The sequence below is a fragment of the Thalassolituus sp. LLYu03 genome, from assembly GCF_050507655.1.
GTDB lineage: Bacteria > Pseudomonadota > Gammaproteobacteria > Pseudomonadales > Oceanobacteraceae > Venatoribacter.
Genome location: NZ_CP191496.1, coordinates 1,451,568 through 1,473,746, shown reverse-complemented (window position 1 = coordinate 1,473,746; position 22,179 = coordinate 1,451,568). Strand labels below are relative to the sequence as shown.

Genomic DNA, 22,179 nt, shown 5'->3' with positions numbered 1-22,179 from the left:
CCGGTCGCCTCTGTCAGATGGATGCCTTACTTGTTTTTACCTTCAGCGAACAGGGCGTCGAGCTTCTGTTCGAACGAGTGGTAGTTCAGGTAATCGTACAGTTCCATACGGGTCTGCATCATGTCGACCACTTTGCGCTGATCGCCTTCCGCCAGAATGCTCTTGTACACAGCTTCAGCGGCTTTGTTCATAGCGCGGAACGCACTCAGCGGGTACAGCACCATAGCCGCGCCCCACTCGCCCAGTTGCTCGCGGTTCCACAGTTCGGTCTGACCGAATTCGGTGATGTTGGCCAGAATCGGTACATCCAGCGCTTCCGAGAAAGCACGGTAATGCTCTTCGGTTTTGATCGCTTCGGCGAAAATACCGTCGGCACCGGCTTCTACACAGGCCTTAGCACGCTCAATAGCCGCTTCCAGACCTTCCTGTGCGAAGGCGTCGGTACGGGCCATGATGAAGAAACTCTCGTCATTACGGGCGTCTACGCAGGCTTTGATACGGTCAACCATTTCGGCTTTGGACACGATTTCTTTGTTCGGACGGTGACCACAACGCTTCTGCATTACCTGGTCTTCAATGTGCACAGCGGCTGCGCCGGCTTTTTCCATTTGCTGGATAGTGCGGGCAATATTGAATGCGCCACCCCAGCCGGTATCGATATCAACCAGCAACGGCAGGCTGCTGGCGGAGGTGATGCGACGTACGTCTTCCACCACATCGTTCAGCGAGGTCATGCCCAGATCCGGCAGACCGTAGGACGCATTGGCAACACCACCGCCGGACAGGTAAATCGCCTGATGACCAATACGCTCGGCCATCATGGCCGCGTAGGCGTTAATGGTGCCGACGATTTGCAGCGGTTTGTTGTCCGCCAGTGCCTTACGGAATTTCTGACCTGGAGTCATGAGCGACCCTCCTCTTCAGCTAAACGTGTTTCAAGGTTAGTCAGCGACGCCTGAATATGGCGACGCATCAGCAGTTCGGCCAGTTCCGCATCCCGGGCGGCAATGGCTTCGACTATTCGTTGGTGCTCCAGCAGGGCCTGTAACGGGCGCTTGGCGCTGGTGCTGGTCTGGTAGCGGTACATGCGCACCAGGTGGTAAAGCTCACCGCACAGCATCTGATGTAAACGGCTGTTCTGGCTGCCTTTGATAATACGGTAATGGAAGTCGAGATCACCGGCTTTCTGGTAGTAGCTCTGGCCCTGCTCGGCGGCAATCTGCGCCTCATGTTCGGCCAGCAAAGTGCGCAGCTCGGCGATTTCATCATCGCTCATGCGCTGCGCCGCCAGACGGCAGGCCATGCTTTCCAGTTCGACCCGGACTTCGTAAATGTCTTTAAGTTCAGACAGCGTCAGTGACACCACGCGGGCGCCGGCGTGCGGAATACGCACCACCAGATGGCGGGCTTCGAGCTTCTGGATCGCTTCACGCATCGGTGCGCGGCTGCCGCCGTAACGCTCAACCAGCGTCTGCTCCGACAGCTTAGTACCCGGGCGCAACTCACCACGTACAATGGCGGTGGTCAGTTCGGAGAATACTTTGTCGGCCAGCGTCAGGGCTTCACTCATGGCGGTCGGCCATCCTGTCTACAATCTTGCTTTAAGTGTGTGCAGAATACCCCTTTTCCGCGCAGATTCAACCCTGATAAGACTAAGATTGTATACAATCCTGAGAGGCAAGCCCGACTGATGTCAGATTGTTACATTCCGGCTGGGCGCAGAGGGGCAATTGCTTTACTCTGGCGCACCAGACACAGGGAAGACCGCACGCCACCATGCCATCGTCACCTCAGCGAATTGCCATCATAGGCTCCGGCATCGCCGGGCTCAGCGCCGCCTGGCTGCTGACCAAAGATCACGACGTTACCTTGTTTGAAACCGCGGCGCGCCCGGGCATGGGCATTTACAGCGTCGACATCCCCTGGGCCCGCGGAATCACCTCGGTGGATATTCCTCTGCGGGTGTTCACGCCCGCCTACTACCCCAATTTACTCCGGCTGTACGCCACAGCCGGCATTGCCGTTGAAAGCACAGACCATTCGGCCGCCTATTGCCACACCGATAACCGGGTGTTTTTCCACTACGGTAACTGGCTGACAAAAGGCCGCAGCCTGAGCTTCCCCAAAGCCGGCAGCCTCAGACTGTTCGGTCAGCACAGGCGTTTCTTTCGCGCCGTATCGGCAACGCTCACCCAATCCCTGCCTGAGTCCCTGACCTTTGGCGACTTTATTGAGCAGCAAAGCCTCAACAATGAGTATTACCGCACCGTGGTCCTGCCTGCACTGGCCACCGTGTGTACCTGCGACTACGACGATGTACGCAACTACCCTGCGGACATTCTGCTGACCTTCCTCGGCTGCGGCGTGATGGCGCAGGGGTTGATGAGGGCGAAACTGGGCGTGAGTGAAGTTGTGGAACGTTTGCTCGAACCTTCCGTGACCCTGCAGTGCAGCACACAGGTGCTGAACATCCGCCAGCAGGAACAGGGGGTGGCATTGACCACCGCGACCGGCGAGCACCACTTTGACCGGGTCATTATCGCCACTCAGGCGCAACAGGCAGCAGCCTTGCTGAGCGGAACCCAAGGCGCCGAACCTGTGCATGCCCTGCTGAACGAGATCCCGATTGCCCACTCACGCATGACCCTGCACAGCGACACCAGTCTGCTGCCACAAGCAGTCTGGCCTCTGTCGCCGGTCACCTATTTTCTCGACGACAGCCAGCGCCCGGAAGCCACTGTCGATCTGAGTAAGGCCATCAGCCGCCTCGGCCACGGCGAGCCGCTGCTGCAGGTATGGAATCCTCTGCGGGAGCCCGCCTCCGGCACCCTGCTCGCCGATGTGCAGTTTACCCGCCCTCTGGTCACACCAGCGTCGCGCAAGGCCGTCCGCCAGTTGAATCAGCAATCTGCGGATCAACGCATTCTGCTGACCGGCTCCTACCTGTGTGATGGCATTCCACTGCTCGACGGCGCCGTGGATGCCTCGCTGCGCATCGCGCGCCTGCTGGGCAGCTCACGCGCCTGGTAAGCATCAGAGCAGGCAATAAAAAAGCCGGCATTTGCCGGCTTTTTTTATTGCACGTTTTATTGCAGGAGCAAGGGATTATTCCGGCATTTCCAGTGCTTGCGGAGACACGATGATGCCGTTGTTGTCGGCATACACGAAGTGACCCGGTACGAAGGTCACGCCGCCGAATTTAACCTGCACATTGATGTCACCCAGACCACGCTTGTCGGTTTTCAGCGGGTGGGTCGCCAGCGCCTGTACGCCCAGGTCGGTTTGCATGATTACATCGACATCGCGGATGCAGCCGTAAACGATGATACCTTCCCAACCGTTCTTGGCCGCTTTCTCGGCCAGCATGTCACCCAGCAGGGCGTGACGCATAGAAGCGCCACCGTCAACCACCATCACTTTGCCTTTGCCGTCGGTATCGACCAGTTCTTTTACTTTGGAGTTATCTTCAAAGCACTTCACGGTCACGATTTCGCCGCCGAAAGAATCAACGCCACCGTAGTTGTTGAACATAGGCTCAACCACCTGAACCAGGTCAGGGTAGGCATCACACAGATCGGGAGTTACGTATTGAGTCATGGTTGTATCCTTTTTTGCAGTCAAAAAATTCAGGGATCAGGCCGTCAGGCGTTTTACATCGGCGACACGATAACGCACAACGGACGGGTTTTCTTTGGTTTCAGAGAAAGCAGCCGCCACCATGGCCTCAGCAATCCGGGCGCCTTCCATCGCCTGCAGATTCCCCCACAGCGGCGAGCTCAGCAGATAGCCGGAACAAGTCTCCAGCAGACGCGGTTGCGCCCGCTCACCCAGTAGCAGCGACGGCTGCCAGACGTGCAGATGCTCAAACGCCAGCGCTTCCAGCGCCTGCTCCATCTGCCCTTTTACGCGATTGTAGAAAAAAGCCGAACGCGCATTGGCACCCAACGCGCTGACCACCGCCGCGCAACGGGCGCCATGCTTAAGCGCCCAGCCGGCGCAATCGACAACCAGCTGGTAGTCGACCGCAAACAGCCCGGCTTTTCCCGCCTGCTTGCGGGTCGTGCCCAGCGCACAGAAAAAGTAGTCAACCGCATGATGGCCATGCAGCAACTGGTCGTAGGTCAACAGAGTGACACGGCCAGAAGCAGCGAATTCCGGGCTTTCGTGTGCTATCCGTTGCTGAAACGCCTGCGGGTTCCGCAGCGGCAGCAGCACCTGCACATCATGGTTACGCATCAGACATTGCAGCAGGGCTGAGCCAATCAGGCCGCTGCCGCCGGCCAGCAGTACGGTTGGCATCAGTTTGAAGACGGCACAACAGCGGGTGCGTCAGCGGCGGGAGCGCCAATCTGCCCCAGCCATTGGCTGATGCGTGGCCAGATTTCGACGGCAGCGTCTTTGCTCACTACCATGTCGACATGACCGTAGTCACGGCTGAAGCCGTCTTTCTTACCTGCCAGAATCTGCTCTTTCTGCTCACCGCCGTACAGGGCGGCAAACTTCAGACAGGCTTTGGCCGGGTCCGACTGGTCGGCCGCGGCCGCGACCGCCAGCAATGGCAGAGAAGTTCCTGCCTTCCAGGCCGGTAACAGCTTCTGACGGGTGCTTTTCAGCTGCCAGCTGCCAAACCAGCCGTGGCGGGCCAGATATTCATTGATAAGCCCCATGGGCTCGTTTTCAGGGCCAATGCCCATTTTGCGCCCATCCAGCTCCCCTTTACTGCGCACCACGGTGCGCAATACGGGGCCGGCAAACGGTATCCACTGATACAGCGGACGACGGATCGCCTGCGCCCCGAGCAAGCCCATGCCGGCACAATTTTCATCACGCAGATAACCTGCGGCCACGGCGCTGGCGACGATCACTCCGCCCAGCGAATGTCCGATCCAGACCGGCTTCTTGCCTGTTTTTTCCAGCACGAAATCGTTCACCGCCGGAATATCCGCCAGCACGTAGCGCTCGAGGGTGTTGTGCAGATAATCGTGATTGCGCGGCGACAGACCGTGCCCACGCATCTCCATCATCCACACATCAAAGCCCAGCTCGAGCAGATGCCGGGCAAGCCCTTCTCCTTTTTCCGACAGCCAGAAGCCGCGATTGGAGAAGCTGCCGTGCAGCAACACCACGGGCTGGCCATTGGTGGCGCGGGAGCGGAGGCCAGTATGCGAAACCGCGACCTGAACGCTGCGGTCCGGGTCGCGGTTGTGTTTAACCAGATAGACATCCTCGGTGAGGTCGCCCAGAACATCGGCTCTGAGCAGACTCACAGGGAACAGCTGACTACTGCTTTTCATAGATCCTTACTTGTCGGCGAGGAAGAACCAGGTATCCAGCACGGAGTCCGGGTTCAGCGATACGCTGTCGATGCCGTGTTCCATCAGCCACTTGGCGAAATCCGGGTGATCCGAAGGACCCTGACCGCAAATACCGATGTACTTACCTGCACGCTTACAGGCGTTAATTGCGTTTTCGAGCAGCGCCAGAATGGCTTCATTACGCTCATCAAACAGGTGCGCGATGATACCGGAATCGCGATCCAGACCCAGCGTCAGCTGCGTCAGGTCGTTGGAACCCACGGAGAAACCGTCGAAGAACTCAAGGAACTGATCCGCCAGAATGGCGTTGGCCGGCAGCTCACACATCATGATCAGTTTCAGGTCGTTCTCGCCACGTTTGAGGCCGTTTTCCGCCAGCAGATTCACCACCTGCTCGGCTTCGCCCACGGTACGCACGAACGGCACCATGATCTCAACGTTGGTGAAGCCCATCTCGTTGCGCACCTTCTTCATCGCGCGGCATTCCAGTTCGAAGCAGTCGCGGAAGTTTTTCGAGATATAACGGGAGGCACCACGGAAGCCCAGCATCGGGTTCTCTTCCTCTGGCTCATACAGACGACCACCGATCAGGTTGGCGTATTCGTTCGACTTGAAGTCGGACAGACGCACGATCACACGCTTCGGCCAGAACGCAGCGGCCAGCGTGGAAATGCCTTCCACCAGTTTGTCGACGTAGAACTCCACCGGACCCGGGTAGCCGGAAATACGGCGCTGAACGGTTGGCTTCACTTCTTCCGGCAGTGTGTCGTAGTTCAGCAGGGCTTTCGGGTGCACACCGATCATACGGTTGATGATGAACTCCAGACGCGCCAGACCCACACCGGCATTTGGCAGGCTCTGGAAATCGAACGCACGGTCCGGGTTTCCGACGTTCATCATGATTCTGAATTGCAGATCCGGCATCTGATCAACGCTGTTGGTGCGGATATCGAAATCCAGAGCGCCTTCGTACACGAAGCCGGTATCACCTTCTGCACAGGACACGGTCACATCCTGACCGTCTTTCAGCGTGTCGGTCGCGTCTTCACAACCCACCACCGCCGGAATACCCAGCTCGCGGGCAATGATCGCGGCGTGACAGGTACGGCCACCACGGTTAGTCACGATCGCTGCAGAGCGCTTCATCACAGGTTCCCAGTCCGGGTCGGTCATATCGGCAACCAGTACGTCGCCTTCTTTCACCTGATCCATCTGGTCGATGCTGCTGATAACGCGCACCTTGCCTTTACCGATACGATGACCAATAGAACGGCCTTCGACCAGCACGCTGCCGGTTTCTTTCAGCAGGTAGCGTTCCATCACGTTTTTGCTGGCGCGGCTTTTCACGGTTTCAGGACGGGCCTGAACGATGTACAGCTTCTGGTCGTCGCCATCTTTGGCCCATTCGATGTCCATCGGACGGCCGTAATGCTTTTCAATAATCAGCGCCTGCTTGGCCAGACCTTCCACTTCCGCGTCGGAAATGGAGAACACCTGACGCAGCTCGCGGTCAACGCGCTGGGTTTCCACAGAACGACCCACAGCACCGTCGTGGGCGTAGACCATCTTTATGGCTTTGGCGCCCAGATTGCGACGCAGTATCGCCGGACGGCCTTCGCGCAGATTGTTTTTATGAACGTAGAATTCGTCCGGGTTCACGGCGCCCTGCACCACGGTTTCACCCAGACCATAAGAAGAGGTAACAAACACCACCTGATCGAAACCGGATTCGGTATCGAGCGTGAACATCACACCGCTGGAGGCGGTTTCAGAACGTACCATGCGCTGAATACCGGCAGACAGCGCCACCTTGTGGTGGTCAAAGCCCTGGTGATCACGGTAAGCAATGGCGCGGTCGTTAAACAGGGACGCAAACACGTCACGGATGGCGTGCAGAACGTTTTCAATACCCACGATATTGAGGTGAGTTTCCTGCTGACCGGCGAATGAGGCATCCGGCAGGTCTTCGGCGGTGGCGGACGAGCGCACGGCAACGGCCATGGCGTCATTGCCTTGCTGCAGCGTAGCGAAGGCTTTACGCACATCGGCTTCCAGCTGCGGCGGCAGCGGCGCTTGCAGGATCCAGTTGCGGATCTGGGCACCGGTTTCGGTCAGGGCACGGATATCATTGGAATCCAGAGCGTCCAGCGCCTTCTGAATACGGGCATCCAGGCCTTCATAACTTAAGAATTCGCGGTAAGCGTCAGCGGTCGTGGCAAAGCCGTTCGGCACCGACACTCCGGCGCTGGTCAGGTTGCTGATCATTTCACCGAGCGAGGCGTTTTTACCACCAACCCGCTCAACATCGCCCATGGATACCTGATCAAACCAGAGTACGTATTCAGTCAACGTCGTTCTCCTGTAACTTTCCACACCCGCCGGAATCACCTAAAATCGAACGCCTGCGGCGTCAGGCTGCGTAATACTAAGTGGACGGGACACAAATTTCCACATGAAGCGAACCGCCTTTTTTATCTCCGACGGCACCGGCATTACCGCAGAAACTCTGGGTAACAGCCTGCTGGCCCAGTTTGAAGCCATTGAGTTCGAGCGGATCATTCTGCCGTACGTGGATTCTGTCGCCAAAGCCGAAAAAGCCGCCGCCCGGATCAATCAGACTGCTGCCGCATCGGGCATCAGGCCGATCGTGGTGGATACCATTGTCGACAAAAACATCCGTAAAATCCTGGATGCGGCCGACTGCCTGAATATCGATATTTTTGCCGCGTTTCTGGCGCCGCTCGAAGCGGAGCTGAAGGTCGAGTCGTCCTACAGCGTGGGAAAATCCCATTCGGCTACAACCAGCCCTGTGTATCTGGCGCGAATCGATGCCGTGAATTTTGCATTGGATAACGACGACGGCGCGCGGACCCGCCATTATGCCGAAGCCGATATCATTCTGATCGGCGTATCACGTTCGGGAAAAACACCGACCTGTCTTTACATGGCGATGCAATTTGGCATAAAAGCCGCGAACTACCCGCTGACCGAAGAAGACATGAACGACCTGAAAATTCCGGCGTCCCTGGAACCCTTCCGTCACAAATTGTTCGGCTTAACCATCGAGCCTGAGCGTCTCGCGGCCATCCGCAACGAACGGCGCGCCAACAGCCGCTACGCGTCGCTGAAGCAGTGCTACCACGAGATTGATGAGGTCGAAATGCTGTATGAACGCGAGCAAATTCCGTTCATCAGCACCACGGATAAATCCATCGAAGAAATTTCGACCCGCATTCTGGCAGAAACCGGTTTGCAGCGTCGTCTGCAAAGCTGACCAGCTAACACTGGTCAAAAGCCGGCAGCTCAGTCCGCGCTGATCTGCCGCTTTCTTTCATTCATTGCTTTGGCAATGAAGCGCGGCTTGGTGAACACCAGACTGTGATCGGCATTCGGCACCAGTTCAAATCCCCAGTCCCCTGCCTGCTCGGCTAAAAGCCTGTGACGCCCTTGCATGGTGGCGTGACTGAGGTCACCCACAAAGCTCATACCCGGATAAGACGGAATCCAACTGGAAAACGTCGCGCATTCCTCAAGCAACACCTGACTGACTGCACGCAACGCGGCAGCGAACCCCTGCGCATTGGCTTTAATACGGGCAATGGTGAGCTGATCCGTACGTTCGTCTCTGGCGCGTGCTGGCGACACCGAATCCAGAAACGCAAAATACGCCGATTCATTATCCGGATTGTCGTCCACGGCGTCGGCAACCGATAAGTAATCGTCTGCCTTGCGACGGATCTGACCACAATCGGACGAAAACAACATGGCGGGTTCCATCAGAAAACATAACCCTGAGGCAATGTTCTGCTCGTACAAACGCGCGGTGATCATGCCACCAAAGGAATAACCGGCGACATCAAACACCTGCCAGTCGATGGCGCTCAGCAGCTCTTCAATCTGACGAACATAGTCTGCAACCCTGGGGGCAAAGGTACCGGAAAAGCGGCTTTTTCCCATGCCAGCAAAATCAGGAATCAGGACTTCATCCCACTCCGTCAGATAATTCGCCAAATACGTCCAGGTAACCTCACCCGCCACGCCCGCACCGTGTAATAACAATAATCGTCTGGGCGGCCGGTCGTCGGCGTAGGTAGCGTAACGAACCAAAGTGGCGTGCTGTTCAGCACACGGAGTAGAGAAATTAAGCGGGTGTTTTTCCATGGTGGCACCTGAGCATCAGTGCCACCATTGTACCTCAACAGATGCCTGTTCAGAGGCGCCTTGCGGGAAATAGAGAATAAACCCGGCAAAGTCCGGATCATCGATATTGATCAGTGCTTCGTGATACGCCGTAGCACTCCAGCTTTCACTGATCGACTGCATGGGCAGTACAGGTTCGAAATACAAAGGTTTAAATTGCCCATCCAATCCGATCAGACTGACGGATTCAGACACTCCACGGAGTCGTAATTGCAGACTTCGTGCACCTTTATTGTCGCTTTTCAGCGCCCAATACCAGGCCGGTTTATCACCCCGCATCGTTTTAAAGGGCGGCATGTTCTTCCAGCCCTTCAGCGCGAAACTCTTGAGTTCCTCATCAGCCTTCACAAAAAAGCCCGAATACACAGCGCAGCAACCCGATTCGCGCACCTCGTCTGACACGCGCAGTGGCGGAACTAGAATCAGATCAAACGCCCGCACCGAGCTGATCTGCTCTTCAGCCTCGCTGACGGTAGGAATAAACTGATTGCGTACGATGCCAGCCTCGTCCACCCAGGTATAAAAAGGCGGACGATTGACCTTATCCTGCTCCAGAGCCTCTTGCACATCCTGCTCGTCCGGAAATGCTTCACCCTCAAGCTCAGGAACCAGCTCCGAAGCTGCAGGCTGACCTTCAGCGTTTTGCCCTGCAGGCTTTTCATTAGCCGTTACCGACGGCGGCTTGGGAGAATTGTGGATGCGCCCTTCGGCGTCCATCCACACAAAATACTCATCCGCGCCATGACTGAGCATGGGCGCAAGAATGAGCAAACTGATCAGAATTTTGTGCGGAAGCTGATACCAGCTGCACCAATGGTCAGCTTGGTTTCGACGTCCAGCCCAGGATACGGGTTGGTTACGGTACATGTGAGACAGTTTCGGTTGATCGAATTACTGGAGTTTACATACTCTCCGGTGGATTCTGCATCCTGCGGATCCGCCAGAATGGTTTCTTTCGACTGCATAAAGCTCAGGGAAAGATCCACAACCGTGTCCAGATCCCACTGATAGCCCATGCCCACGCTGTACATTTTGGCAAATCCCAGCGGCGCCTGAATGCTGCGTGCATCATCCGGAATGGACGTCTGACGGGGTTCGTAACCCATTCGCAGCTGAATACGGGAATTCAGGTCGTACTGCAGGCCAAAGGCATAACTCCAAACGCTGCGGTAACCCATGGGCTGACTAAGAGAGTTGCTCGTCACCAGTGTCGGAGCAAGGGTTTTCGCGGCACCCAGGAAGCCCACGCTTCTGTCAAATTGGAAATTCAGTGCATCCCATTTGTCAAAATCTGTCCAACCAGCATCCATATTCAGCTGATAGCGATCAAGGAAACGGAACTTGGTGCCCAACTGCAAATGCTGAGGGTACGTCAACTCCGTCGTAACATGCCCCGCCTCCCGTTTAACACCACTAGGAAGTGAGAAAATGGCGCCACCAATGGCACCGATAATAGATGAATTGAACGTGCGGAAGAATTGAGAAAAATCGTCCGTGTATTCAAGCTCATATGAACCCTTCAGATGAGAGACCGCCTCACTCTGATACCCCAAACCAAAAGCAAACCAATTGGTGGGTTCCCAGAGAAAACCCAAATTATAGGAGGGAGATAGGGTTTCTTCGGTAGTAATGGTTAAAGTGCCAACATCATCGTATGGCCCCACATTACCACCACAGAGTGAAATGATAGGTGCAAGCGGATCATTGCCTGTTGAGGACCCATCCTCATTAAAACAGCCGAAAGCTTCTTGCAATTGCTCCAGAACGCCAATCAGTACGTTCGGTGCACGAATATCCTGCACAACGGCTACAGCCTGATGAGAAAAAAGAAAACTGGCGCCAACCGAGAATTCATCCGTTACCTTGTAGCCAAACGATGGAGACAAATAGGTAAAGCGCTGCAACGCGACCTGCTTGGCCTGATAGCGACCCGGGTCATCATCGGCCTTGGCAAAGCCCGCAGCCATAGGAGCATACACGGCATTTGCAAACGTAAATCGGGAGCCTTCCGGCTGAATAGACACACCGCCCGTTGGCAGCGTAAGCACAGGTAATGTCATCGGCACGATACCCACACCAGGAATATACGCCGCCGCTGTCGCCTTACTGGTCGCCTCATGCGTCTCCTTATCAAGAATTGGATCTTCCTGAATATCCAATAGCCCGGCATCGTCTGACTCATAACCTTCAGGCAGACTGAACTTGGCTTCCGCAGACAACAGAATATTCATCGCCTGAATCTGAATCTGACGACCATCCAGCTTGGTTAATCCCGCCGGGTTAAAGTGAATATCCATAATGCCAACCGGATCAGCGGTAACCGCATTCCCCAGTGACATAGCCTTTGTATCCAGAAATAAGTTCTGGGCCAGCTGTGCACTGGCAATCCCCGGCATCAAAAACAATAGGGTTGTGAGATGGCGCATCATTCGTTGTCGCTGCCCTTTTATTATTATCGTTTCGCGGTTCATGATGTTCATCAGGTACCAGACGGCGGTTTAACACCTTCGATATCGATAGGCAGCGACAAGCCAAGAATAATGTCCGGAGACAATTCGGTCATACCAAAACCAACGTTGACGTTAGCAATGGTTTTTGGAGAAACACGAACACCGAGCGCAAAGTTCATGATGCCACTCATCTGACTACCCGAAATGGAGCTCTGAGTTTCGCCAGTTGATGGAGTGTACAATTCAAAGCGGGTGCGATCGTTAAAAGAGCCCTGAAAGGAAGCGCTCAAAGACACATCGTAGGACAAGGAATAAGCAAACCCCATCGACAACGACAGGCTGTTTCCAGGATGTACCTCCTTCAATATCGAGCTGCCGCGCACCTGATTCAGCCCCTTTTCAGGGACGTTGTAAGAATAACTGCCAGAGGCGAACAGGACCACAGGATCCATGACCTTGGACGCACTCAGACCGCCGCTTAAACTGTAAAAACCGGAACCGGAAGACAAGCTGTTGTTCAAATCAATATCGTAAGGGCTGTCACCGGTTTTCAGTTTCAACGATCCAAAATACGTCTGACTCATGCGTCCCGGAACGTATTCGAATGGCTGATAACGCACAGTTCCACTGATGTCACCCAGTGCATAAGTCGTCAGCTCTTCCTCTGTATCGAACTTTGCCACCAATGGCAGTCGCCCGCCCAGAGTAAGGTTGTCCAGCAAACCGTAATCCAAGGCAAATGAGTTGGTAAAAGTATGAGAGGCAACGGGCGCTACATCCGCATTGCGGATCGTCGATGAGCCTGTAGGCTGACCGTCAGAATCCAACGTGGGCTCAATCACCAGATCGATACGCTGATCACCATAGTAGGAATAATCGAAGTTATAATTCAGAGATACACCACCGCGCTTCAGCAGCGAATAGTTTTTCTCTGCTGCCTCAAACACCTCTTCAAGTGCCTTTTCGGTATCCGCATCGTTATCCTGCTTGGTTAAGGCTTCACGCGCCTTAGACAAATCTTGCGCCTGATCTGCCTGAGCAGACTGAATCAGAGCTGCGAACAGAGAGAGTGTGATGAGAGAGAATCGAATAAACATGAATATCCCTTTATCCCGTGTAATTATTATTTTCGTTTGAAGCGCAGTTCTTTAACCAGGCTTTCATTAGGATCTGTTGTTACCCGGACATTAAAGTCATCCGGACTTGCACCGTCCGCAGCAGTCGACACCACAACCTCGTATACAAGATTACCGTCTTCATTGCGAACCGCAGCGCCGTTTTCGTCGAGCTTAGGCTGAAATACAGACTCCCCATTATTAGTAGAGGCTGCAATGCTGTTGCCAATGGCATCTTCGTACTTCATAGCCATCAGCGGGAATTCTTTAAAGGTGTTTTCTGCAATCAGATAATCGGCAACATAGCGCATATCTTCCTCGCGCAGCTCTAGGCCGCTGGCTGGTTTGTGGCCGTTCGGAAACACGATGAACAGCACGTTGTTGTCCCAGATTTCGAGGAAACGATCGAGCGTAAAGCTGATATTACCAAGGGAAGGATCCGCCAGATAAACGCGATTGTCATAAACCGCCCGGATCACAACGAAATGTTTAAAGCCTGCGTATTCAATCGGTGCAATGGCCGGGTGGTCGAGTTCCAGAAGATCTTTTGCCTCTGCTTTGAAACCACCCGAAGGGTGACCCAGCGCTGTAACCAGACGCTTCATATCCAACAGAGAGAAACCGCGACGCTGCACAATGCGCTCAGTCTCACCGAAGCGCAGAAGGCCTTCCATTACCTGACGCTCCTGAAAGTTACGTCCCAGGTAAAAGTCCAGCAAAGTGGTCAGCGCGGCAGAACCGCAGGAATAGTCATATGCCTGACGAACAACGTTACGGAATTTCTGCACAGCCAGCGGTTCAACGTTAACCACCTGATCGTATTGGTAGGGTTCGTTAACCGCAACGCGATAGACCATGTCACCCTGCTGACGATCATTGACGATAGCCAGCTCGTTAACCATGGCAAATCCGATGATGGATCCAAGGAGAATTATGAACACTGGTGATGGCCCCAGGCCCCTCCGGCATTGTTATTGTTATTAGTGGCGAGCGTCGGTAGATGTTACATAAAAACACATTCACTACCAACCATTAAATCGGGAATTTACAGAGGTTTCAGGCCTGATTTCATAATTAACAGGCACAAAAAAACCCGCCGAAGCGGGTCTTTTTTCCTGCGATCTTAGTGACCGTAGATACGTTGGGTCATGCCAGACAGGTTAATATCTTTAACCGCCAGAGAACCAATGGAAGCGCCACCGATTACAACACTGCCAACAGTCAGAGTACCTGACATTGAACCCATGTTGATGTAAACGCCGCCGCCAGAAGCAGCAGTGCCGCCCTGAGCCCAGATTTTCTGGTTCACAGTGGCATAACCGCCCGCACCATCGTCGAAGGTCACGTCGTTAACCTGAATAGCGGAACCGCTACGCAGAGCATTGTAGGTAGCTTCTTCAGTAGGAGTGTCGATAGAACCACTACCATCACCACCCAGAGAAGCAAGATCAGCACGAACTGCAGCCTGCTCATCAGTGTAACCAAAGATGCCCACATCCAGATCATCGATACGGATAGAAGCGCCAGCAGCGATCACGATGCCAGAGTTCAGAGAGTTACTGGTGATAGAGCCATTGCTGAAGGTAGCTGCCAGAGCGTTAGGATCGGTCGCCGTGTCGTAAGCAGACATGTTGTAGATAGTGGTGGTAGAAGCACCCATATCCAGCTGCACGTTCAGATTGTTAACCAGCTCAGCATTTTTAGAGGCATCAGCTGAAGAACGCAGCATTACCGCACTGGCAGATGCAACACTTGCATCAGTCATGGCTGCTGTTTCACCGATGGTAACAGTCAGATCATCGATTGCAGACACACCCAGAACCAGGTTGCCAGAAGCATCAACGTCGATAGTCTGAGTGATATCAGCATTGCTGATAGCCAGTTTTTCAATCGCCAAGGTACCTTCGTCGGTGTAGGCGATCTCACCAATCTGAACACCAGAACCCTGGATGTCGATTTCGATGGTCACACCAGCCTGACCAGTGGTGGTAGACATGGTCGCGTCATCCAGAGCTTCCATTGCGTTTACTGCGAATGGGGCTGCTGCAATCGCCGCGGCGAGAGATGCTTTCTTAAGGAATTTCATGTGCACACTCCTGATTATTTTTCTTAGGTTTTTGGGCAAAATCCTTGCCCTATCACATCCACTGACCAATACCACACGGGCAGCGCTCAAAGGTTGTGAATCTTTTTAAAGTGTTGGTTACGAGGACCGCTTTCTTTATTCTTATTACCTGACAGAAAGACTGTCTTAGCGTCTGCGAGACAATCTAATGCTGGTGTATATCCTTGTCTAGCCCTAATTTTACATACACTTACATTTGGCACGCAGCGAAACAGCCCCCTCCCCCTGCGATGTGCAGACGGCGTGAGCTTTTTCCTTAACAATCATAAACTTACGTAGTTCCATTGAATTTTCAAACTGGCCTAAAATGTTACACAGACGCCTGCCACATCATGCTTTCGATATACTCCTTACAGGCCATCAGTCCGCTCGCAGCACCCTGCTATTCAGCGGCAGCGACCAATGGGGAAACACCCAGACACCGACTGATGCGTCTGAAGTGGTCTGGCTGTTTCCGGAGCCATCGCACTGGCAGACACTCAGATGCGCAGAAAACATCCAGACGTTTGCTGAATACGTACGCAACAGCAGGAGTGATTTCATTGCGGATGCCCCTGAAAACGAAAACACGCCTCAGGTAATCCCTGGCTGGGCCGGATATTTTTCGTACGAAGCTGGCCGGGCTCTGATGGGCATGCCCCACACCGGGTTGCTGGGTGAGTTCGGCTTCTACCCTATGGTTCTGAGACTGAACCTCAGCAGCGGAGAGAGCGATGCCTTCTGGTTGCCCAGTCTTACTGAAAACGACGTTGATGCCCGCCTGAGCCATCTCACGTCGCATATTGAGGCCGCAAAAGCAGCCCGGTACCACCCCGTTCTACCCAGCTGGCAGGCCAAGTGGGACAAGCCTGCCTACCTTAGCCGCTTTCAGCGGGTGCACGAGTACCTGCTCGCCGGAGATTGCTATCAGGTCAATCTGGCAATGCCGTTTGATTGTGCAGGCGACCTGCGAGGTCAGACCGGCCTTCCACTACTGGAAGGCTTCAGACCCAGCTTTGGCGGTATTTTCCGCGGGGATCACTCGACCTTGTTTTCCGTATCACCAGAGCGCTTCATCCATGTGCAAAATGGGCGGATGGAAACACGCCCCATCAAGGGCACTGCACCACGCTCAGAAAACGCAAAGCAGGATGAGCAAAACCGCCACTGGCTTGCCGGCAGTGAGAAGAACCGGGCGGAAAATCTGATGATTGTCGACCTGCTTCGCAACGACATGAGCATTTATGCGCAAACCGGAACCGTTCAGGTTCCTTCGCTGTTCAGCATTGAGAGCCACGCCAATGTTCACCACATGGTGTCGACCATCACAGCAAAGCTCGCCGACAACGCCTCAGCTGTGGATGTCGTTCTGGCGGCACTGCCCGGCGGCTCAATTACTGGCGCGCCTAAAAAGCGCTCGATGGAAATTATTCAGGAACTGGAAGCCGCCAGCCGCAGCGCCTACTGCGGTTCCATGGGCTACTTTGGCGTCGACGGCTCATGCGACTTCAACATCCTCATCCGCACTATCATTGCAACGGAAACCGGCGCCACCTGCTGGGGCGGCGGCGGCGTGGTCATGGACTCTGACGCCGACAGCGAATGGGAAGAAATTCACAATAAGGTCGGTGCCATTCTGCGCAGCCCGATTTAGCCGCACCGATCGTTTACGGCATATCAACGCCCATAAAAAAACGCCGCATGCGCGGCGTTTTTTTATTCAGAGCCGGTTAAGCCCGTTGAGTGCCGCCACGCGGTAGGCTTCTGCCATGGTCGGGTAGTTGAAGGTTGTATTAACGAAATAACGCAGGGTGTTGCCCTCGCCTTTCTGACTCATGATCGCCTGTCCGATGTGAACAATTTCAGCGGCCTGGTCGCCGAAGCAATGAATACCCAAAATTTCCAGCGTCTGACGGTGGAACAAGATCTTCAGCATACCGACGCCTTCGCCGGTAATTTGCGCGCGAGCCAGATTTTTGAAGAACGCCTGACCCACTTCGTACGGCACCTTTTCTTCCGTTAGCTGGCGCTCGGTCTTACCCACAGAGCTGATTTCCGGAATGGTGTAAATACCGGTCGGCACCGAATCCACGAAGCGAAAATCTTCGGGTGAGGAAATCACCGCCGCCGCCGCACGCCCCTGATCGTATGCCGCTGACGCCAGCGCCGGCCAACCGATTACATCACCAACTGCAAAGATGTTCTCAACCGCTGTGCGGTATTCGTGATCCACATCCAGCTGACCACGACTGTTCGCCTTGAGTCCGACGTTTTCCAGCGCCAGATGCTTGGTATTGCCTGTACGGCCTGCCGCCCACAGGAATGCGTCGGCTTTCACTTTTTTGCCCGATGCCATCACCATAGTGACGTACCGCTCGTTCCCCTCAACGGAATCAAACTGCTCGTTGTGGCGGATCAGAGCACCCTTATCACGCAGGTGGTAGCTCAGCGCATCGGAGATTTCATCGTCGAGGAAATTGAGCAGACGGTCGCCCGGATGGATCAGATCCACCTTGACACCCAGGCCGGAGAAAATAGACGCGTATTCACAGCCGATAACGCCCGCACCGTAAATAATGAGCGTGCGCGGCGTGTGCTCCAGTTGCAGGATGGTGTCTGAGTCGTAGATGCGCGGATGCGAGAAATCGATGTTGCTCGGGCGCCAAGGGCTGGAACCGGTCGCAACCACAATTTCTTTGGCGTGCAAACGGGTATTGGTCTGGGAGCCGTGAAACACGTCCACCGTATGCGGGTCGGCGAACTGAGCGGTGCCGGTGTAAACGCTGATGCGGTTACGGCCGTAGAATTCAGTTCGCAGCTTCACTTGCTTGGCAATCACACGCTCAGCACTCTTCAGTACGCGCGGAAAAGAAAACCAGCGCGGCTCACCGATTTCGCGGAACATAGGATTGGTGTTGAACTGGATAATCTGTTTTACGGCGTGACGCAGCGCCTTGGAAGGAATCGTGCCCAGATGGGTGCAATTGCCACCCACCATGTTTTTATCTTCTACGACGGCGACCTTCTTACCTTTTTTAGCCGCATTCATGGCCGCCCCTTCACCTGCGGGGCCAGCACCAATAACCACAACGTCGTAGTGATAGTCTGTCATACGTTAAAACTCCATGGCCTGAGGCAGGCCTTGTTGCCTGCGCCTCAACAAATATTAGACAGGTGTCATTGTAGGTGAAGCTGAAGGGTCTGCCCGATTAGCGCTTAGTCGCATCGTAAAAGGCAGCACCATCCGCCTGCTTAGCGGCCTCTTCACTTTCTTTTTTGCACTTATTTTTGTCGCCGCCGCATACATCGCAGGCCGTGTCCATGCCAATCGCCGACATACCGCCACAGGAGCCGGCAATCGGCTTGCGACCCATGATCACGCCAATGGCCATGGCAGCCACAATCAACAACATAAAACCAAATACCACGAGAACCATAGTCATCCGGATACCCCCTTCTTAAAGCGATTCATAGTGAGGAAATTTTGCGCGGAACGCAGAAGACGTGCGCTCGGCAAAGCCGTCGCCATCTCTGACAATCATAAACACCGCCAGACCATTGCGCTCAGCCAGCTCCAGCCCTTTTTCAGGTCCGGCTACATTCAACGCCGTCGCCCAGCCGTCCGCCATTGCACAATTGTCGGCCACCACAGTGACAGATGCCAGCGTATGAGTGATCGGGCGGCCACTGAAAGGGTTAATGGTATGGGAATAACGTACCCCATCCTGCTCGAAATAGTTGCGGTAGTCGCCAGAGGTGGCAATCGCCGCACTGCCCGGCTGAATAATCAGTTCAACAGCCCGTTCCTGCAGCTCGCTGTTTGGGCGCTCTATGGCGATACGCCACGCCTGACCGTCCGGCTTCACGCCCGCCGTCCGGATTTCACCGCCAATCTCGACCATGTAGGAAGCGTGGCCCTGATGCTCCAGAAGCTCAGCGATCTGATCCACCCCCCACCCCTTGGCGATGGCTGACAGATCGATGTAACGAGGAGACGACAGACGAATCCGCGTACTGGCGCCGTCCAGCGTCAGCGCTTCAAATCCAACCTTTTGTTTTGCAGCATCCAGCTCGGCGTCTGACGGCACTTTGTCGAGACTCGCCTGAGGGCCAAACCCCCACAGATTCACCAACGGACCGACCGTCGGATCAAAGAGTCCCTCGCTCTTATTATGGATAGCGAGGGAATCCTGCAACACATCTTCAAGCCCGTCCGATACGGCAATCCAGCCCTCAGCATCAACCGCGACTTCGCCTTTATTGATCAGGGAAAGCTCGGACTGCGGATCGTAGGTCGACATGCTTTTGTTGATTTCGATCAGCCGCTGATCGACGGCAATCTTCAGCGCCTCGGCATCCGCACCATCCCCACGCCAGGCAATATGGTAACTGGTTCCCATGGTCGGGCCGGATATCGTGTTGACTTGATCGGTGGGAGCACAGGCAGAGAGCAGGATTACAGACAGGAAAACAGACAGTCGGATCATGGGCGCCTCCGGAAAAGGCGCACAGTATACGCAGGCCAGCCGGCGGGTGCACTCATGCAATAAAAGAATAACTGTTCGCTATATGGTTAGAATTATTTATTACACTGAATGACCACATAATTATATGTTCCCTTCTCAGCCCATCGCTTAAAATGCAGGCATCTGATGGAGACTCTCTATGCAACCAACCATGTCCGATGAAATGCTGGAACTGATCGCGCAGCGTTTCCGGCTCCTGTCCGATCCTATGCGCCTGCGAATTCTGCATCAGCTGCAGAATGGCGAACGTTCCGTAACCGAACTGGTAGAGGCCACCGGCGCCTCCCAGCCGAACGTGTCCAAGCACCTGTCGACGCTGCGTACGCACGGCCTGGTTAAACGTCGTCAGGAAGGCAATATGGCTTACTTCAGCATTGGCGCCCCATTCATCTTCGACGTCTGCTCAAGCGTATGCGACAGCATGAAAGACGAGTGGGAGCAAAGAACGTCCCTGCTGGGACAATTTGGTCAGCCCTGAAAGGGCTGATTCTGATCAGCGTCAGGCCTGAGAGGCCGTCAGGCGCCATACCGCACGGGCGCCATCACCCTGAGCATCCGCGTAACCCAGCTCCTGCCACTGACGCAGCATTTGCTGAAACTGACCACGACTGATACGGATATCATCCACCGCATGAGCCTGCTGATGACGTTTCAGCAGCTGGGTCTTCACCGTCGGCGCGATCACGCCCTCCAGATGCGCCCGCAACCGGTCTTCGCTGGCACCCGTTTTCAGCACCGAGGAAATGCCGATTAACAGCTGATCCATACGGGCAGGCAACAGAACTTCCTCAAGCGACAGATTACCACCCTGATACACCTTGGCAGTGATCTGCATATTCACCAGCTGACGGCTTTTGGCCAGTCGCTGACTGGCGCTCAGCCCGGCTGCCGGTGCAGCCTGAACAGGCTGCGACACCGGCGCAGGCTGTGGCACATTGGCCGGCAACCAGCCCGGGCCAACCGACAGAGACGGACTGCTCAGCGAGGCCCGTACATGCGTCATCAGTTCTTCTCGCAGATGCCAGAGCTTGTAAGGCGATTGCTGCACAACGATGCGATGAAAACCCGCCAGCCGGCGCTGATCTTCCGTCACGTGTTTTTCAGGCAATGAATTCTTGATGAAGGCCAGCGTCGGTTTGTTCAGCGATTTGGCATGAACAAACTCTCGATGCAGATAACTGATGCCCGTTGGCGCCATAGGGCCGTAGGTATCACCAATCAGAAGAATGAATAAATCGGCAATTTCAATCTGTGCACGAACCAGATTCCAGTCGTAAGGACCTGCGTCTTCACGGCAGGAAAAGCCCACATTGATCATGTTATGGCGGGCCAGCTGACGCTCCATCTCATAACGTTCGAGACTCAAACCATCGAAGTTTGAGGCCAGATACACCATGTAGCGCTTTTGTTCAGGAGTTGAACTCACCTGATTTTCTTCCCGGAATAACAGTAACAGATTGAATGATAGCGACTTTTAACTATACCAGCCCGAACAGTATCAGAACATACAGGAATCCACTGATCGACAGCAGTGATCCCAAAGTGGTCAGTGCAATCGATCGGGCGGTCAGTAACGCATCGGAGTTCATCGCCTTCGCCATCACAAAGGCTGCAGCCGCCGTCGGACTGGCGAACATCAGAGTTATAACCCCAAGTTCCGTACCACGGAAGCCCCAGATCGCGGCCATCAGCACAACGAACCCAGGCAGAAGTACCAGCTTAAGCAAGACGGTCTGTAATACGACAGGTCCGAAACTGCCACGAAGCTGCTGACTGATGCTGCCGCCACTGCCGATCAGCGCCAGCGGCAATGCCATTTGCCCAAGCCAGCGTCCTGCCCGCTCGGCAATCGGTGGCAATGTAAAGCCGGACCATTGCACCAGCAGCGCCGCCAGCAGGGCAATCACCAGCGGGTTTTTAGCAATGTTAATCAGATGCTCTGTCCAGTTTTCGGCCTGATGACGCCCAAGCACCCACACAGACAGCAGGTTATACAAAGGGGTAACGACAGCCAGAATCAGCGCCCCCAGAGCAGCCCCTTCTTCATGAAAGGCCGCGATGCACAGAGCCAGACCGACAATCCCCAGATTCGAACGAAACGAGGCCTGCACAAACGCCCCATGCTGCCCGGCCTTCAGTCCTGACACGCTGGCCCAGATAAACGCCAGTACGGCAGCCCCGGTACCTGCCAGCAGCGCAAAGGTAATCAATGGCCAATGCGCAGCAACATCCAGACGAGCGGTCGCCACCGCGATGAACATCAGCGCCGGCAGTGCCAGGTTAAACACCAGTTTTGATGAGACTGAGATAAACGCATCGTCGATGGCGTTGCGCCGGCGCAGATAAACGCCCAACAGCACCATCAGAAAAACCGGAAGAGTAATTTCCAGGGGAGCCCAGACAGACCAGGTTTGCACGCTTAATATCTCCGTTAAAAGCAGCACACGATAGTCATTCGCAGACAGAAGT

The 22,179-nt window shown here is 54.8% G+C and carries 21 protein-coding genes; 4 read left to right on the top strand and 17 right to left on the bottom strand.

The genetic code is table 11. The features are described 5' to 3' along the window. Positions 1–26: 26 nt before the first annotated feature. Both prpB and ACQUQU_RS06710 read right to left on the bottom strand, forming a co-directional pair. Positions 27–905, bottom strand: a complete 879-nt coding sequence (gene prpB, locus ACQUQU_RS06715; RefSeq protein ID WP_430462474.1) for a methylisocitrate lyase — start codon at positions 903–905, stop codon at positions 27–29. Continuing rightward, positions 902–1,570 carry a GntR family transcriptional regulator gene (locus tag ACQUQU_RS06710; RefSeq protein WP_430462473.1) on the bottom strand — a complete coding sequence of 223 codons (669 nt, stop codon included), beginning with the start codon at positions 1,568–1,570 and terminating at the stop codon, positions 902–904. Before ACQUQU_RS06710 ends, prpB begins: the two co-directional genes overlap by 4 nt. Before the next feature lie 206 nt (positions 1,571–1,776). Between ACQUQU_RS06710 and ACQUQU_RS06705 the strand changes: the two genes are divergently transcribed. Beyond that, positions 1,777–3,030, top strand: coding sequence for an FAD-dependent oxidoreductase (locus ACQUQU_RS06705; protein WP_430462472.1), 1,254 nt, complete (start codon positions 1,777–1,779; stop codon positions 3,028–3,030). 75 nt (positions 3,031–3,105) lie between these two features. Here ACQUQU_RS06705 and rraA read toward each other — a convergent pair whose 3' ends face one another. The 4 genes from rraA to ppsA are packed head-to-tail and all read right to left on the bottom strand — an operon-like array spanning position 3,106 to position 7,664. Then, positions 3,106–3,597: a ribonuclease E activity regulator RraA gene (rraA, locus tag ACQUQU_RS06700; RefSeq protein ID WP_430462471.1), complete on the bottom strand. Its 492-nt coding sequence runs from the start codon at positions 3,595–3,597 to the stop codon at positions 3,106–3,108. 36 nt (positions 3,598–3,633) lie between these two features. Next, positions 3,634–4,299: a hypothetical protein gene (locus ACQUQU_RS06695; protein ID WP_430462470.1), complete on the bottom strand. Its 666-nt coding sequence runs from the start codon at positions 4,297–4,299 to the stop codon at positions 3,634–3,636. Next, positions 4,299–5,294, bottom strand: a complete 996-nt coding sequence (locus ACQUQU_RS06690; protein WP_430462469.1) for an alpha/beta hydrolase — start codon at positions 5,292–5,294, stop codon at positions 4,299–4,301. The genes ACQUQU_RS06695 and ACQUQU_RS06690 overlap by 1 nt, the downstream gene beginning before the upstream one ends. Positions 5,295–5,300: 6 nt before the next feature. Further along, entirely contained in the window at positions 5,301–7,664 is a 2,364-nt protein-coding gene (ppsA, locus tag ACQUQU_RS06685; protein WP_430462468.1) for a phosphoenolpyruvate synthase, read from the bottom strand. Positions 7,665–7,767: 103 nt separating this feature from the next. Here ppsA and ppsR point away from each other — a divergent pair, with 103 nt between their 5' ends. Further along, on the top strand, positions 7,768–8,589 hold the full coding sequence (gene ppsR, locus ACQUQU_RS06680) for a posphoenolpyruvate synthetase regulatory kinase/phosphorylase PpsR (protein ID WP_430462467.1): 822 nt from the start codon (positions 7,768–7,770) through the stop codon (positions 8,587–8,589). Between the two features lie 29 nt (positions 8,590–8,618). Here ppsR and ACQUQU_RS06675 read toward each other — a convergent pair whose 3' ends face one another. From ACQUQU_RS06675 to ACQUQU_RS06650, 6 genes are all read right to left on the bottom strand, one after another. After that, on the bottom strand, positions 8,619–9,476 hold the full coding sequence (locus tag ACQUQU_RS06675) for an alpha/beta fold hydrolase (protein ID WP_430462466.1): 858 nt from the start codon (positions 9,474–9,476) through the stop codon (positions 8,619–8,621). A 15-nt stretch (positions 9,477–9,491) separates the two neighbouring features. Then, complete coding sequence (locus ACQUQU_RS06670) at positions 9,492–10,238, bottom strand: hypothetical protein (protein WP_430462465.1); 747 nt, start codon at positions 10,236–10,238, stop codon at positions 9,492–9,494. 53 nt (positions 10,239–10,291) lie between these two features. Beyond that, positions 10,292–11,986, bottom strand: a complete 1,695-nt coding sequence (locus ACQUQU_RS06665) for an OmpP1/FadL family transporter (protein WP_430462464.1) — start codon at positions 11,984–11,986, stop codon at positions 10,292–10,294. 8 nt (positions 11,987–11,994) lie between these two features. Further along, the gene (locus ACQUQU_RS06660) at positions 11,995–13,062 is read right to left on the bottom strand and encodes a transporter (protein ID WP_430462463.1); all 1,068 of its coding nucleotides are present in this window, start codon (positions 13,060–13,062) and stop codon (positions 11,995–11,997) included. A gap of 26 nt (positions 13,063–13,088) precedes the next feature. After that, positions 13,089–13,982, bottom strand: a complete 894-nt coding sequence (locus tag ACQUQU_RS06655) for a C39 family peptidase (RefSeq protein ID WP_430462462.1) — start codon at positions 13,980–13,982, stop codon at positions 13,089–13,091. 221 nt (positions 13,983–14,203) lie between these two features. After that, complete coding sequence (locus ACQUQU_RS06650) at positions 14,204–15,166, bottom strand: DUF6160 family protein (RefSeq protein WP_430462461.1); 963 nt, start codon at positions 15,164–15,166, stop codon at positions 14,204–14,206. 478 nt (positions 15,167–15,644) lie between these two features. Here ACQUQU_RS06650 and ACQUQU_RS06645 point away from each other — a divergent pair, with 478 nt between their 5' ends. Then, a complete protein-coding gene (locus ACQUQU_RS06645; protein WP_430462460.1) occupies positions 15,645–16,838 on the top strand; it encodes an anthranilate synthase component I family protein in 1,194 nt (397 codons plus the stop codon). 66 nt (positions 16,839–16,904) lie between these two features. On the opposite strand, the gene sthA is transcribed toward ACQUQU_RS06645, so the two are convergent. The 3 genes from sthA to ACQUQU_RS06630 form a co-directional block, all read right to left on the bottom strand. Then, on the bottom strand, positions 16,905–18,296 hold the full coding sequence (gene sthA, locus ACQUQU_RS06640; protein ID WP_430462459.1) for a Si-specific NAD(P)(+) transhydrogenase: 1,392 nt from the start codon (positions 18,294–18,296) through the stop codon (positions 16,905–16,907). Between the two features lie 97 nt (positions 18,297–18,393). After that, the gene (gene nqrM / locus ACQUQU_RS06635) at positions 18,394–18,627 is read right to left on the bottom strand and encodes a (Na+)-NQR maturation NqrM (protein WP_430462458.1); all 234 of its coding nucleotides are present in this window, start codon (positions 18,625–18,627) and stop codon (positions 18,394–18,396) included. Positions 18,628–18,642: 15 nt separating this feature from the next. Then, on the bottom strand, positions 18,643–19,671 hold the full coding sequence (locus ACQUQU_RS06630) for an FAD:protein FMN transferase (RefSeq protein WP_430462457.1): 1,029 nt from the start codon (positions 19,669–19,671) through the stop codon (positions 18,643–18,645). A gap of 178 nt (positions 19,672–19,849) precedes the next feature. On the opposite strand from ACQUQU_RS06630, the gene ACQUQU_RS06625 reads away from it, so the two are divergent. Beyond that, positions 19,850–20,188, top strand: coding sequence for an ArsR/SmtB family transcription factor (locus ACQUQU_RS06625; protein ID WP_430462456.1), 339 nt, complete (start codon positions 19,850–19,852; stop codon positions 20,186–20,188). A 21-nt stretch (positions 20,189–20,209) separates the two neighbouring features. Here the strand turns inward: ACQUQU_RS06625 and ACQUQU_RS06620 are convergent, their stop codons facing one another. Both ACQUQU_RS06620 and ACQUQU_RS06615 read right to left on the bottom strand, forming a co-directional pair. Next, positions 20,210–21,136, bottom strand: coding sequence for a DUF4062 domain-containing protein (locus tag ACQUQU_RS06620; RefSeq protein ID WP_430462455.1), 927 nt, complete (start codon positions 21,134–21,136; stop codon positions 20,210–20,212). A gap of 52 nt (positions 21,137–21,188) precedes the next feature. Further along, entirely contained in the window at positions 21,189–22,127 is a 939-nt protein-coding gene (locus ACQUQU_RS06615) for an AEC family transporter (protein ID WP_430462454.1), read from the bottom strand. Positions 22,128–22,179: the final 52 nt, after the last annotated feature.